Source organism: Carnobacteriaceae bacterium zg-84 (assembly GCA_013874835.1).
In the GTDB taxonomy this organism is placed as follows: domain Bacteria; phylum Bacillota; class Bacilli; order Lactobacillales; family Aerococcaceae; genus WM01.
In genome coordinates this window covers 1789193-1802761 of record CP059430.1, presented here as the reverse complement: position 1 = coordinate 1802761, position 13569 = coordinate 1789193, and the positions used below count along the sequence as shown (strand labels likewise).

Sequence of the window (13569 nt, the reverse complement as noted above, 5' to 3'; positions counted from 1 at the left end):
CAAGATATAAGAAAAATTTAGGAGGTAAATAACGTGGCGTTGAAAAAATATAATCCGACATCAAACGGACGTCGTAACATGACAGGTTATGATTTTGCTGAAATCACAAAATCAACACCTGAAAAATCATTGTTAGAGTCAATTAAAAAAACTGCCGGACGTAACAACCAAGGTAAAATTACAGTTCGTCACCACGGTGGTGGTCACAAACGTGCTTACCGTGTGATTGATTTCAAACGTGTTAAAGACAACATGCCAGCAACTGTTAAAGCTGTTGAGTATGATCCAAACCGTTCAGCAAACATTGCGTTAATTCAATACGCAGATGGTGTGAAAGCATACATCATTGCTCCAAAAGGAATTGAAGTAGGTCAAAAAGTAGAATCTGGTGTAAATGCAGATATTAAAGTAGGTAATGCATTACCATTATCTCATATCCCAGTAGGTACTGTGATCCATAATATTGAAACAAAACCTGGTAAAGGTGGACAATTAATTCGTTCAGCTGGAACTAGCGCTCAAGTATTAGGTCAAGAAGGTAAATATACATTAGTACGTTTGAACTCTGGTGAAGTACGTATGATTTTATCAACTTGCCGTGCAACAGTAGGTACAGTAGGTAACGAACAACATGAACTTGTAAACATTGGTAAAGCAGGACGTTCACGTTGGTTAGGCAAACGCCCAACAGTACGTGGTTCTGTAATGAACCCTAATGATCACCCACACGGTGGTGGTGAGGGTCGTGCTCCTATCGGACGTAAATCACCAATGACTCCATGGGGTAAACCAGCTCTTGGATTGAAAACTCGTAAGAAAAAAGCTCGTAGCAATAAATTAATTGTTCGCGGACGTAAAAAATAAGAAATAAAACTCAAGAATAAATGAAAACAGAAGGGAGGCTTCGCTGTGGGTCGTAGTCTTAAAAAAGGGCCATTCGTCGATGCCCATTTAATGAAAAAAGTTGAAGCTGCAGCAGCAAGTGATAAAAAACAAGTTGTAAAAACTTGGTCACGCCGTTCTACAATCTTCCCTAACTTTGTTGGACAAACAATTGCGGTTTACGATGGAAGAAAACATGTTCCTGTTTATGTTCAAGAAGATATGGTAGGACACAAATTAGGTGAATTTGCACCAACAAGAACGTATCGTGGTCATGCTGCCGATGACAAAAAAACTAAAAAACGTTAATCAAGGAGGTAAAATAGTATGTCAGAAATTACATCTGCTAAAGCAGTTGCAAAAACTGTTCGCATTGCGCCTCGTAAGGTTCGTTTAGTAGTAGATCTTATTAGAGGTAAAAAAATCGGTGAAGCAATTTCAATTTTGAAATTCACACCACGTTCTGCATCTCCTATTGTTGAAAAAGTATTGATGTCAGCAATTGCAAACGCAGAACACAATTATGATTTAGATATTGAAAACTTGGTAGTAAGTGAAGCTTTTGTTAACGAAGGACCAACAATGAAACGTTTCCGTCCACGTGCAAAAGGATCTGCTTCTCCAATTATGAAACGTACAAGCCACATTACAATCGTGGTAACTGAGAAGAAGGAGGGATAGTCTGTGGGTCAAAAAGTACATCCAATAGGTATGCGTGTCGGTATCATTCGTGACTGGGATGCAAAATGGTACGCAGAAAAAGATTACGCAGAGTTCTTACATGAAGATTTAAGAATTCGTAAGTATGTTTTTGGAAAATTAAAAGATGCTGCGATTTCTAGAATTGAAACAGAACGTAAAGCAAATAACGTCGTAACAGTATCTATCCACACTGCTAAACCAGGATTAGTAATCGGTAAAGGCGGTTCAGAGGTAGAAAACCTACGTAAAGAATTAAAACAATTAACAGGTAAAGAGCATGTTAATATCAACATTGTTGAAATTAAAAAACCTGACTTAGATGCAAAATTAGTTGCTGAAGGAATTGCTCGTCAATTAGAAAACCGTGTTGCATTCCGTCGTGCACAAAAACAAGCTATTCAACGTACAATGAAAGCTGGAGCACAAGGGATTAAAACAATGGTATCAGGTCGTTTAAATGGTGCGGATATTGCGCGTAGCGAAAGCTATTCAGAAGGAACTGTTCCATTGCATACTTTACGTGCAGACATTGATTATGCATGGGAAGAAGCAGACACAACTTATGGTAAATTAGGTGTTAAAGTTTGGATTTACCGTGGTGAAGTATTACCAACTAAGAAAAATGTGAAGAAAGGAGAAAATTAATCATGTTAGTACCAAAACGTGTTAAATTCCGTCGTGAATTCAGAGGAAAAATGCGTGGCGAAGCTAAAGGTGGTAAAGAAGTAAGTTTTGGTGAATTTGGTTTACAAGCGACTGAATCACACTGGATTACAAACCGCCAAATTGAAGCTGCCCGTATTGCAATGACTCGTTATATGAAACGTGGTGGGAAAGTATGGATTAAAATTTTCCCTCATAAATCATATACAGCTAAAGCTATCGGTGTTCGTATGGGTTCTGGTAAAGGGGCTCCTGAAGGCTGGGTAGCACCAGTAAAACGTGGTAAAATCATGTTTGAAGTTGCAGGCGTTTCAGAAGAAATCGCACGTGAAGCATTCCGCTTAGCTTCTCACAAATTACCAGTTAAAACGAAATTTGTAAAACGTACAGAACAGGGTGGTGAATCGAATGAAAATTAATGAATTAAATGGATTGTCCACTGCTGAATTAGTTGCAAAAGAAAAAGAATTCAAAGAAGAATTATTCAATCTTCGATTCCAACTAGCTACTGGCCAGTTAGAAAATACAGCACGCTTGAAAGAAGTACGTAAAACTATTGCGCGTATCAAAACAGTTGTGCGTCAACAAGAATTACAAAAATAATTAATCAGCAAAGGAGGACATACTAAAGATGACTGAAGAACGTAACCAACGTAAAGTTTATCAAGGTCGTGTTGTTTCAGATAAAATGGACAAAACAATCACTGTAGTGGTTGAAACTTACAAAACACACCCAACTTATGGTAAACGCGTTAAATATTCTAAAAAATTCAAAGCTCATGATGAAAATAATTCAGCAAAAATGGGCGACATCGTAAAAATTATGGAAACTCGTCCACTTTCTGCTACCAAACATTTTCGTTTATTAGAAATTGTTGAGGAATCCATTATTATTTAACCAATTAGATATGTAAGAACAAGTTCGGAAGGAGGATACCGAGATGATTCAAACAGAATCTCGTTTGAAAGTAGCTGATAACTCAGGTGCACGTGAAGTGTTAACTATCAGAGTTTTAGGTGGATCAAATCGTAAAACAGCCAATATTGGTGATGTGATTGTTGCAACTGTAAAACAAGCAACACCAGGTGGAGTTGTTAAAAAAGGAGACGTTGTTAAAGCTGTAATCGTTCGTACAAAATCAGGTGCACGTCGTAAAGACGGATCATACATCAAATTTGATGAAAATGCGTGTGTTATCATTCGTGATGATAAAAGCCCTCGTGGAACTCGTATTTTTGGACCGGTTGCTCGTGAATTACGTGATAACAACTATATGAAAATTGTTTCTCTAGCTCCAGAAGTAATCTAATTAAATCCAAAAATAAGAGTTAAGAACGAAGGAGGTGCAAAGTTACATGCACGTAAAAACTGGTGATAAAGTTAAAGTATTGACTGGTAAAGATAAAGGCAAAGAAGGCGTAGTAACTAAAGCTTTTCCGAAAAAAGATCGCGTTCTTGTTGAAGGTGTAAATATTGTTAAAAAACATCAAAAACCTACACAAGCAAATCCAAATGGCGGAATCGTGGAGAAAGAAGCGCCAATCCATGTTTCTAACGTTATGTTAATCGATCCAGCTACAAACCAACCAACTCGTGTTGGCTATAAAGTAGTGGACGGTAAAAAAGTACGCGTTTCTAAAAAAACTGGTGAAGCTATCGATAAATAATAAACCGAGGAAGGAGGAGCTATTTTAATGAATCGTTTACAAGAAAAATATGTGAAGGAAATTATCCCTTCATTAGTAGAAAAATTCAATTATGCATCTGTGATGCAAGCACCAAAAGTTGAGAAAATTGTTATCAACATGGGTGTTGGTGATGCAGTATCTAATGCTAAAAACTTAGAAAAAGCTGTTGATGAATTGACATTGATTTCAGGACAAAAACCTGTCATTACAAAAGCTAAAAAATCTATCGCTGGATTCCGCTTACGTGAAGGAATGCCAATCGGAGCAAAAGTGACTTTACGTGGCGAAAGAATGTATGATTTCTTAGACAAATTAGTAACAGTTTCATTACCTCGTGTGCGTGACTTCCGCGGTGTAAGTAAAAAATCATTTGACGGTCGTGGAAACTACACATTAGGTGTTAAAGAACAATTAATCTTCCCAGAGGTTGATTATGATAAAGTTGATAAAGTACGTGGTATGGATATCGTTATCGTAACAACAGCTAAAACGGATGAAGAATCAAGAGAATTATTAACTCAATTAGGAATGCCATTCCAAAAATAATATAAGGAGGCGAATAAAGTGGCTAAAAAATCAATGGTTGCAAAAAACAAACGTCCTAAAAAATTCGCAGTTCAAGAATATACTCGTTGCGAACGTTGCGGACGTCCACACTCTGTTTATCGCAAATTTAAACTTTGCCGTATTTGCTTCCGCGAACTTGCTTATAAAGGGCAAATTCCTGGAGTGAAGAAAGCTAGTTGGTAATCCCATATCTATCGAAAAGGAGGTTAAACTAAATGGTTATGACAGATCCGATTGCAGATTTTCTAACACGTATTCGTAATGCGAACATGGTTCGTCACGCGGTACTAGAAGCACCTGCATCAAGAATGAAAAAAGATATCGCAACAATCTTAAAAAACGAAGGTTTCATTAAAGATTTTGAAATTATTGAAGATGACAAACAAGGCGTTATCCGTGTATTCTTAAAATATGGTCAAAATAACGAGCGCGTTATTACTGGTTTAAAACGTATTTCAAAACCAGGTTTACGTGTTTATGCTAAAACAAATGAAGTACCTAAAGTATTAAATGGTTTAGGTATTGCAATTCTTTCAACTTCTGAAGGTGTTATCACTGATAAAGTTGCAAGACAAAAAAATGTAGGTGGCGAAGTCTTAGCATACGTTTGGTAAGATAATTCGTACATAATAATTAAAGAAAGAGAGGTGCAGTCATGAGTCGTATTGGTAATAAACCAGTTGTGATTCCAAGTGGCGTAACCGTTACTAAAAATGGTCAAGAAGTAACAGTAAAAGGGCCTAAAGGTGAATTAACTTGTACATTTTCACCAATCATTGAAATCAATGTAGGTGAAGCAGAAGTAACATTCACTCGTCCTAATGATGAAAAAGAAAGTCGTTCATTACACGGAACAACACGTGCTGTATTTAATAACATGGTTGTTGGTGTAACAGAAGGCTTTGCGAAAGAGTTAGAACTAATTGGGGTTGGGTACCGTGCTCAATTACAAGGGACAAAACTTGTATTAAACGTTGGTTACTCACATCCAGTTGAATTTACTCCAGAAGATGGTATTACTGTTGAAGTACCTTCAAATACAAAAGTTATCGTACGTGGTATTAGTAAAGAGAAAGTTGGCGCTTTAGCAGCTAACATCCGTGACGTACGTCCACCAGAACCATATAAAGGTAAAGGTATTCGTTACGTTAACGAATTTGTACGTCGTAAAGAAGGTAAAACAGGTAAATAATGTCTTTTTAAAAGCATTATTTACTTGTCTATCATATATAACTATATTTTATACTTATAAAGAGGTGACATCGTGATTACAAAACCAGATAAAAATAAAATGCGCCAAGCTCGTCATGCGCGTGTAAGAAACAAAATTTCTGGTACTGCTGAGTGCCCACGCTTGAACGTTTTCCGTTCTAATAAACACATCTACGCTCAATTAATTGATGACGTAGCGGGTGTGACGCTAGCAAGTGCCTCAACTTTAGATAAAGAAGTGTCAAAAGCTACAAAATCTGAAGAAGCAGTTTCAGTTGGTAAACTAATTGCTCAAAGAGCTGCTGAAAAAAATATTAAGCAAGTAGTCTTCGACCGTGGTGGTTATCTATACCATGGCCGCGTTAAAGCTTTAGCTGAAGCTGCACGCGAAAATGGACTAGAATTTTAAAAGAAGGAGGATACCCATTCATGGTTTTTATTGACCCAACAAAATTAGAATTAGAAGAACGTGTTGTTGCTATTAACCGTGTTACTAAAGTTGTAAAAGGTGGACGTCGTTTACGTTTTGCTGCGTTAGTTGTTGTTGGTGACAAAAATGGTCACGTAGGATTTGGTACAGGTAAAGCTCAAGAAGTACCTGAAGCTATCCGTAAAGCTATCGAAGACGCTAAGAAAAACTTGATTGAAGTACCAGTTGTTGGTTCTACAATCCCACACGAAGTAATTGGTCGTTTCTGTGGCGGTAATGTATTGTTAAAACCAGCTCCAGCCGGTTCAGGAGTTGCAGCGGGTGGTCCTGTTCGTGCCGTTGTTGAATTAGCAGGTGTTGCTGATATTACAAGTAAATCTTTAGGATCAAACACACCAATTAACATGGTACGTGCAACAGTAGAAGGATTAAAACAATTAAAACGTGCTGAAGAAGTTGCTAAATTACGTGGCAAATCAGTAGAAGAATTGTAAGAGGAGGACAAAAAGAGATGGCAGAATTAAAAATCACTTTAAAACGTAGCTTAATCGGACGTCCTCAAAATCAAATCGATACATGTAAAGCATTAGGTTTAACAAAACCACATAAACAAGTGGTTAAACCAGCTAACGATGCGATTAAAGGTATGGTTCGTACAGTTTCTCACTTAGTTGAAGTAGAAGAAATTTAATTTTATAGAAAAATATAAAAGGAGGTGCCTAGTTAACATGGAACTTCATACATTAAAACCAGCCGAAGGTTCACGTCACGTACGTAATCGTGTAGGTCGTGGTCAAGGTTCTGGAAACGGAAAAACATCTGGTCGTGGACAAAAAGGTCAAAAAGCACGTTCAGGCGGTGGTGTGAGATTAGGTTTTGAAGGGGGTCAAACTCCATTATTCAAACGTATTGCAAAACGTGGTTTCAATAATATCAACCGTAAAGAATATGTAATTGTGAATTTAACTGATTTAAACCGTTTTGAAGATGGTGCTGAAGTAACTCCAGCAGCATTAGTAGAAATGGGATTAGTGAAAAAAGAATTATCAGGTGTTAAAATTTTAGCTAATGGAGCATTAGAGAGAAAATTGTCTGTTAAAGCACACAAATTCTCAAAAGTAGCCAAAGAAGCAATTGAAGCTGCTGGTGGAACTGTTGAGGTGATTTAATGTTCTCATTATTGAAATCTGCATTCCAAGTAAAAGATGTCCGTAATAGAATATTTTACACTTTTATGATTCTTGTCATTTTCCGTATAGGAGCACATATTACTGTTCCTGGCGTTAATGCAGCAGCATTATCAACTTTATCGGAAAGTGGAAATAGTTTATTTAGTATTTTAAATACATTTGGTGGAGGCGCATTAAGACAATACTCAATCTTTGCATTGGGTGTTTCTCCATATATTACGGCCTCTATCATTGTGCAGTTATTACAAATGGATATCATTCCAAGATTTACTGAATGGGCAAAACAAGGTGAGGTTGGTCGTCGTAAATTAAATAAAGCGACTGTTTATTTCACAATTGTTTTAGGGTTTATTCAAGCAATCGGTGTATCTTTTGGTTTTAACGCATTAACAGGATATGGTTTAGTACGCGATACTTCTATGGGTGGTTATATGCTTATTGCTCTCATTTTAACAACAGGTACAATGCTTGTAATGTGGTTAGGTGAGCAAATCACACAAAAAGGTGTCGGTAATGGTGTGTCTATGATTATTTTTGCAGGGATTGTTGCACAGTTGCCTGCTCAATTATACACACTCTTCATGAAATACTTAGCTAGTGATGCACAGCCATTATGGATTAACATATCTATTGTGGTAGGTATTATTGTATTGATATTAGCAATGATTATGTTTGTTATCTTTATGGAACAAGCAAAACGCAAAATATCTGTACAATATTCAAAACGTGCTAATGGCGCAAGTCAAATGGCATATTTACCATTAAAAATTAACTCAGCCGGTGTGATTCCTGTTATTTTTGCAAGTTCATTCTTATTGATACCTGCAACAATTTTAAACCTTTTTGCAGCAACATATAAAGGTGAAGCATGGTTTGTCCTATTAAACAATGCGTTTAATTATCGTACTGTTCTAGGAGCAACGGTTTATATTACATTGATTGTATTATTTACGTTCTTCTACGCGTTTGTGCAAGTAAATCCTGAAAAAGTGGCTGAAAACTTGCAAAAACAAGGTGGATACATTATTAGTGTTAGACCGGGGAAAGGTACAGAAAATTATATTTCTAAATTGTTAATGAGATTAAGTACAGTTGGTGCTGTTTATTTAGCATTGATTGCGGCAATCCCAAATTTTGCGTCTGTATTTATTCCAGGTTGGCCGCCTAATTTAGCGTTACTTGGTACAAACTTACTAATCATTATCGGTGTTATTTTAGAAACAACGAAACAAATTCAAGGTAAATTGATTAAACGTAAATATCATGGTTTTATTCAATAGGGTGCTAGGCAAAAGCTTGAAGTGTTATTCTTGCTTTTGTCACACTTTATCTTGTATTAGATAGAGGAGAAACAATATGAATATTATCTTAATGGGATTACCTGGTGCTGGAAAAGGAACACAGGCTGAAAAAATTGTCGATACCTATCATTTTCCACACATTTCAACAGGAGATATGTTTAGAGCGGCGATAAAAAACGGTACACCATTAGGTCTACAAGCAAAATCTTTTATGGATAAAGGCGAATTAGTACCTGATGAAGTGACAAATGGTATTGTCAAAGAAAGATTGGCACAATCTGATACTGTTAACGGATTTTTATTAGATGGATTTCCTCGTACAGTGAACCAAGCACAAGCATTAGATGCGATATTATTAGAGCTTGGAAAACAAGTAGATGCAGTCATTAATATTGATGTAAATCCAGAAGTTTTAAAAGCACGTTTAACAGGAAGAATTATTTGTCGTGATTGTGGTGCAACATACCATACATTAAATAATCCACCAAAAGTGGAAGGAACATGTGATCGTTGTGGAAATCATGATTTCTATCAACGTGAAGACGATAAACCTGAAACGGTTGAAAATCGTATTCAAGTTAATTTAAAACAAACAAAACCTTTGTTGGATTATTATCAAGAAAAAAATGTTCTTTTCAATGTGAATGGTGAAGAAGACATCAATATAGTTTTTGATAATGTCCGTAAAATTATTGAAAAATAGCCATATTCACTTTTCAAAAAAAGCGTGATATGGTATAATTAACAGGTTAGAGCGTAATAAGCTTGAAAGCTAAGGAGGTTTTAAGGCGTGGCGAAAGACGATGTGATTGAAATTGAAGGAACAGTCGTTGAGACTTTGCCAAATGCAATGTTTAAAGTCGAACTTGAAAACGGTCATATTGTATTGGCGCATGTTTCTGGTAAAATAAGAATGCATTACATCCGTATATTACCCGGAGATAAAGTAACTGTTGAGTTATCACCGTATGATTTAACTCGTGGCAGAATTACTTATCGCTTTAAATAATTATACTCCGTCAAATAAATGAGATAATCTAATGTAAACAAATGATACTATATCGTTTTATTATGAGGAGGCAAAAAAATGAAAGTTAGAGCTTCAGTTAAACCAATCTGCGAAAAATGTAAAGTTATTAAACGCAATGGTCGTGTGATGGTAATTTGTGAAAATCCAAAACACAAACAACGTCAAGGATAATTAAAAAAGGAGGTACCTAAAGAATGGCTCGTATTGCAGGTGTAGACATACCACGTGACAAACGTGTAGTAATTTCATTAACATATATTTATGGTATTGGAAAGAAAACTTCTCAAGAAATTTTAGCAGCAGCTGATGTTTCAGAAGAAATTCGTGTACGTGATTTATCAAACGAACAATTAGACCGTATTCGTGCGGAAGTAGATAAACTAAAAGTTGAAGGCGATCTTCGTCGTGAAGTGAGCTTAAACATTAAACGATTGATTGAAATTGGTTCTTATAGAGGCATGCGTCATCGTCGTGGTTTACCAGTTCGTGGACAAAACACTAAAAATAATGCGCGTACGCGTAAAGGCCCAGCAAAAGCAATTGCAGGTAAGAAAAAATAATAAATAAGGGAGGTTAGTCTTTCATGGCAAAAAAAGTGACACGTAAACGTCGTGTGAAAAAAAATATTGAGACAGGTATTGCACATATCCGTTCAACATTCAATAATACAATTGTTATGATTACTGATGTTCATGGTAATGCAGTAGCATGGTCATCAGCAGGTGCTTTAGGATTTAAAGGTTCTAAAAAATCAACACCATTTGCTGCTCAAATGGCTGCTGAATCTGCTGCTAAAGGCTCAATGGAACACGGTATGAAAACAGTGGAAGTATCTGTTAAAGGACCAGGTTCAGGTCGTGAATCAGCTATTCGCTCATTACAAGCAGCAGGTTTAGAAATCACAGCAATTCGTGACGTAACACCTATTCCACATAATGGATGTCGTCCTCCAAAACGTCGTCGTGTATAGTGAAACGGGACAGTTAAAGTTTTACGAAAACATAAAATGATAACAAACAATGTATAGACATTGTTGAGTAGTTTAAAACAGTATGTCATCATGTACTGTTCCATCGGAGAGGGGTATAGTAGAAAATGATCGAAATTGAAAAACCTAAAATTGAGACGATTGAGATCAGCGAAGACGCCAAATTTGGTAAATTCGTTGTTGAACCACTAGAACGCGGTTACGGAACCACCCTTGGAAATTCACTACGTCGTATTTTGTTGTCTTCATTACCAGGAGCAGCTATTACAGATATACAAATTGAAGGTGTACTACATGAATTTTCAACAGTACCAGGTGTTGTTGAAGATGTAGCGACAATGATTTTAAATATCAAAAAGCTTGCATTGAAATTGAACGATGTAACAGAAAAAACATTAGAGTTGAATATTGTAGGTCCTGCTGTTGTAACAGCTGGTGACATTACACCAACAAGTGATGTTGATATCTTAAATCCAGATTTATACATTTGTACAGTCGCAGACGGCGCACATTTAAAAATGAATTTAAGTGCAAGAGCAGGTAGAGGATACGTACGTTCAGAGTACAATAAACGTGAAGATATGCCGATTGGTGTATTACCGATTGATTCCATTTACACTCCTGTTAGTCGTGTGAATTATCAAGTTGAAAACACTAGAATTGGTCAAAAAAATATTTATGATAAATTGACATTAGATGTTTGGACAGATGGTTCAATCAGTCCTGAAGCAGCGATTAGTTTATCAGCTAAAATTTTAACAGAGCATTTAGATGTGTTTGTCAACTTAAATGAACAAGCTCGTAAAGTTGAAATCATGGTAGAGAAGGAAGACACGCATAAAGAAAAAATGCTAGAAATGACGATTGAAGAGTTAGATTTATCTGTTCGTTCTTATAACTGTTTAAAACGTGCAGGTATCAACACTGTTCAAGAGTTAACTGATAAAACAGAGGCAGAAATGATTAAAGTGCGTAATCTTGGACGCAAATCTTTAGAAGAAGTGCGTAACAAACTAATTGAATTAAACTTGACATTACGTCAAGAAGATTAGTATCAAAGTAAAGGAGGATACCCATGGCTTACCGTAAATTAGGACGTAATAGTGCACAAAGAAAAGCAATGTTACGTGATTTGACAACTGACTTATTGATAAATGAACGTATTGTAACAACAGAAGCACGTGCGAAAGAAATTCGCTCAACAGCAGAAAAAATGATTACTTTAGGTAAACGTGGTACATTACACACACGTCGCCAAGCTGCAGCGTTTTTACGTAATGAAGTAGCATCTGTACGTGAAGAAGAAGGTACAATTGTTGTTGAATCAGTATTACAAAAATTATTCAATGACTTAGCAAGTCGTTACAGTGAACGTCAAGGTGGCTACACACGTATTTTGAAAACTGAAACACGTCGTGGCGATGGCGCTTCAATGGTAATTATTGAATTGGTTTAATTAAATAGAGCGTTATGATGTTAGTATTGCTATATAAATACTTAGTCTAGCTCGCTGTATTATCACGGGAGTATTCCCGTGATAATACAAACAATTCTACTAATGAGTCTTCATTAGTTTTTTTATTTATATAATGACGTAAAGTTCTGTGACGGATTTTATGGTTCTATATTTTTAGGGTTGATGGCTTACGCCATCAACCCTATTTAATAAATTTATTTTTTAAGTGCTTTTATAATAAGTAGCAATACTACCGTTGAGAATAGTGGAGGGAATTGGTAACTTTTTTCGTTCATCACAATATAAAATCCGAGATTAGAAAGTATATTTAGTACAATCATATTTATGATAAATAATAGAGATATTTTTAAAATGGTTTGCGATTTGTTTTTCATGAGTGCCTCCTTATGATGAAATGTATATAGTTGTAAAAAATATGTTACAATAATATGTAGCGTTATGTGTAATGAGGAGCGATAGGTATATGGAAAGACAATTTTACTATAGAGAGGATACATTAGATTGTAAAGAAACAGTTCTATGTGGCATTATCAATGTGACACCGGATTCTTTTTCTGATGGTGGGAAGTATTTTGGTGTTGAGTTAGCGGTACAAAGAGCAAAAGAATTGATTGCTCAAGGGGCAAAAATGTTAGATATTGGTGGGGAGTCCACTAGACCGGGAAGTACCTATGTGGACATACAAGAAGAAATAAATCGTGTTGTCCCCGTTGTTAAAGCGATAAAATCTTTTAGTGATATTCCTATTTCAGTAGACACATGGAAATCTGAAGTAGCTCAAGCGGCTATTGATGCAGGTGTAGATATTATTAATGATATTACTGGTTTATTAGGTGATAAGAATATGGCAAAGGTCATTGGTAATTCTGATGTAGGATTTATTGCGATGTTTAATCCTGTTATTGCTAGACCTCACCATGAAAGTTCAAAAATTTTTCCAAAATTTACAAAGGAAGATGTGTTTACTGAGAAAGAGCAATTCACATTTGATAGTATGCCAATTCATGATGTGATGTCATATTATTTTAAAAAAGTGTTATCTATTGCACAAAAAAATGGTATTTCAAAAAACAGAATGATGTTAGATGTGGGAATTGGTTTTGGGTTAACGAAACGTGAGAATTTTATGTTGTTAAATCATTTAAGTGATATACATCAATTAGGGTGTTGTGCTTTTTTAGGTGTTTCTAGAAAAAGATTTATTACGACATTATTAGAAGAAAATCATTTTGATGTGGATATGTCATCTGAAAAAGGTGTGGATAATAGAGATGAGGCATCTGCTGTTTTAACGGCATTAGCAGCCGTTCAAGGTGTTGAAGTGTTACGTGTTCATACGATACCGAAACACCTTATGGCAATAAAAATTGCAGATGCTGTACGCATGGTTGAACAAGTAGAAGATGAAAATTTGAAGGCTTATCAATAATCATTTGGT

26 protein-coding genes are annotated in these 13569 nt (G+C 35.9%); all 26 read left to right on the top strand.

Annotation, left to right across the window (positions count from 1 at the left end; genetic code table 11):
* Window positions 1-33 precede the first annotated feature (33 nt).
* Entirely contained in the window at window positions 34-864 is an 831-nt protein-coding gene (rplB, locus tag H1220_08575) for a 50S ribosomal protein L2 (protein ID QMI85728.1), read from the top strand.
* Window positions 865-909: 45 nt separating this feature from the next.
* Window positions 910-1191, top strand: a complete 282-nt coding sequence (gene rpsS, locus H1220_08570) for a 30S ribosomal protein S19 (protein ID QMI85727.1) — start codon at window positions 910-912, stop codon at window positions 1189-1191.
* An 18-nt stretch (window positions 1192-1209) separates the two neighbouring features.
* Window positions 1210-1563, top strand: a complete 354-nt coding sequence (gene rplV, locus H1220_08565; protein QMI85726.1) for a 50S ribosomal protein L22 — start codon at window positions 1210-1212, stop codon at window positions 1561-1563.
* Between the two features lie 3 nt (window positions 1564-1566).
* The gene (rpsC, locus tag H1220_08560; protein ID QMI85725.1) at window positions 1567-2229 is read left to right on the top strand and encodes a 30S ribosomal protein S3; all 663 of its coding nucleotides are present in this window, start codon (window positions 1567-1569) and stop codon (window positions 2227-2229) included.
* Window positions 2230-2231: 2 nt separating this feature from the next.
* Window positions 2232-2666 (top strand): 50S ribosomal protein L16, encoded by a 435-nt coding sequence (gene rplP, locus H1220_08555; protein ID QMI85724.1) that lies wholly within the window; start codon window positions 2232-2234, stop codon window positions 2664-2666.
* Entirely contained in the window at window positions 2656-2850 is a 195-nt protein-coding gene (gene rpmC, locus H1220_08550; protein ID QMI85723.1) for a 50S ribosomal protein L29, read from the top strand. Before rplP ends, rpmC begins: the two co-directional genes overlap by 11 nt.
* Before the next feature lie 28 nt (window positions 2851-2878).
* Window positions 2879-3145 carry a 30S ribosomal protein S17 gene (gene rpsQ / locus H1220_08545; protein ID QMI85722.1) on the top strand — a complete coding sequence of 89 codons (267 nt, stop codon included), beginning with the start codon at window positions 2879-2881 and terminating at the stop codon, window positions 3143-3145.
* A gap of 43 nt (window positions 3146-3188) precedes the next feature.
* Window positions 3189-3557 carry a 50S ribosomal protein L14 gene (gene rplN / locus H1220_08540; GenBank protein QMI85721.1) on the top strand — a complete coding sequence of 123 codons (369 nt, stop codon included), beginning with the start codon at window positions 3189-3191 and terminating at the stop codon, window positions 3555-3557.
* A gap of 46 nt (window positions 3558-3603) precedes the next feature.
* Window positions 3604-3915 carry a 50S ribosomal protein L24 gene (rplX, locus tag H1220_08535; protein ID QMI85720.1) on the top strand — a complete coding sequence of 104 codons (312 nt, stop codon included), beginning with the start codon at window positions 3604-3606 and terminating at the stop codon, window positions 3913-3915.
* A 27-nt stretch (window positions 3916-3942) separates the two neighbouring features.
* Window positions 3943-4482: a 50S ribosomal protein L5 gene (gene rplE / locus H1220_08530; protein QMI85719.1), complete on the top strand. Its 540-nt coding sequence runs from the start codon at window positions 3943-3945 to the stop codon at window positions 4480-4482.
* An 18-nt stretch (window positions 4483-4500) separates the two neighbouring features.
* On the top strand, window positions 4501-4686 hold the full coding sequence (locus H1220_08525) for a type Z 30S ribosomal protein S14 (GenBank protein ID QMI85718.1): 186 nt from the start codon (window positions 4501-4503) through the stop codon (window positions 4684-4686).
* 32 nt (window positions 4687-4718) lie between these two features.
* Entirely contained in the window at window positions 4719-5117 is a 399-nt protein-coding gene (gene rpsH / locus H1220_08520) for a 30S ribosomal protein S8 (GenBank protein ID QMI85717.1), read from the top strand.
* Between the two features lie 41 nt (window positions 5118-5158).
* Window positions 5159-5695 (top strand): 50S ribosomal protein L6, encoded by a 537-nt coding sequence (rplF, locus tag H1220_08515; protein ID QMI85716.1) that lies wholly within the window; start codon window positions 5159-5161, stop codon window positions 5693-5695.
* A 72-nt stretch (window positions 5696-5767) separates the two neighbouring features.
* On the top strand, window positions 5768-6124 hold the full coding sequence (rplR, locus tag H1220_08510; GenBank protein QMI85715.1) for a 50S ribosomal protein L18: 357 nt from the start codon (window positions 5768-5770) through the stop codon (window positions 6122-6124).
* A 20-nt stretch (window positions 6125-6144) separates the two neighbouring features.
* The gene (gene rpsE, locus H1220_08505) at window positions 6145-6639 is read left to right on the top strand and encodes a 30S ribosomal protein S5 (protein ID QMI85714.1); all 495 of its coding nucleotides are present in this window, start codon (window positions 6145-6147) and stop codon (window positions 6637-6639) included.
* A 17-nt stretch (window positions 6640-6656) separates the two neighbouring features.
* Window positions 6657-6836 (top strand): 50S ribosomal protein L30, encoded by a 180-nt coding sequence (gene rpmD, locus H1220_08500; protein QMI85713.1) that lies wholly within the window; start codon window positions 6657-6659, stop codon window positions 6834-6836.
* A gap of 37 nt (window positions 6837-6873) precedes the next feature.
* Window positions 6874-7314 carry a 50S ribosomal protein L15 gene (gene rplO, locus H1220_08495; GenBank protein QMI85712.1) on the top strand — a complete coding sequence of 147 codons (441 nt, stop codon included), beginning with the start codon at window positions 6874-6876 and terminating at the stop codon, window positions 7312-7314.
* Entirely contained in the window at window positions 7314-8615 is a 1302-nt protein-coding gene (secY, locus tag H1220_08490) for a preprotein translocase subunit SecY (GenBank protein ID QMI85711.1), read from the top strand. The genes rplO and secY overlap by 1 nt, the downstream gene beginning before the upstream one ends.
* A 76-nt stretch (window positions 8616-8691) precedes the next feature.
* Window positions 8692-9339, top strand: coding sequence for an adenylate kinase (locus tag H1220_08485; protein ID QMI85710.1), 648 nt, complete (start codon window positions 8692-8694; stop codon window positions 9337-9339).
* Window positions 9340-9426: 87 nt separating this feature from the next.
* Window positions 9427-9645: a translation initiation factor IF-1 gene (infA, locus tag H1220_08480; protein QMI85709.1), complete on the top strand. Its 219-nt coding sequence runs from the start codon at window positions 9427-9429 to the stop codon at window positions 9643-9645.
* Between the two features lie 78 nt (window positions 9646-9723).
* A complete protein-coding gene (gene rpmJ, locus H1220_08475) occupies window positions 9724-9837 on the top strand; it encodes a 50S ribosomal protein L36 (GenBank protein ID QMI85708.1) in 114 nt (37 codons plus the stop codon).
* A 23-nt stretch (window positions 9838-9860) separates the two neighbouring features.
* On the top strand, window positions 9861-10226 hold the full coding sequence (gene rpsM, locus H1220_08470) for a 30S ribosomal protein S13 (GenBank protein QMI85707.1): 366 nt from the start codon (window positions 9861-9863) through the stop codon (window positions 10224-10226).
* A gap of 23 nt (window positions 10227-10249) precedes the next feature.
* A complete protein-coding gene (rpsK, locus tag H1220_08465) occupies window positions 10250-10636 on the top strand; it encodes a 30S ribosomal protein S11 (protein QMI85706.1) in 387 nt (128 codons plus the stop codon).
* 125 nt (window positions 10637-10761) lie between these two features.
* Window positions 10762-11706, top strand: coding sequence for a DNA-directed RNA polymerase subunit alpha (locus tag H1220_08460; protein QMI85705.1), 945 nt, complete (start codon window positions 10762-10764; stop codon window positions 11704-11706).
* 23 nt (window positions 11707-11729) lie between these two features.
* A complete protein-coding gene (gene rplQ, locus H1220_08455) occupies window positions 11730-12110 on the top strand; it encodes a 50S ribosomal protein L17 (protein QMI85704.1) in 381 nt (126 codons plus the stop codon).
* A 484-nt stretch (window positions 12111-12594) separates the two neighbouring features.
* Window positions 12595-13560, top strand: coding sequence for a dihydropteroate synthase (folP, locus tag H1220_08450; protein ID QMI85703.1), 966 nt, complete (start codon window positions 12595-12597; stop codon window positions 13558-13560).
* The last annotated feature ends 9 nt before the right edge of the window (window positions 13561-13569 follow it).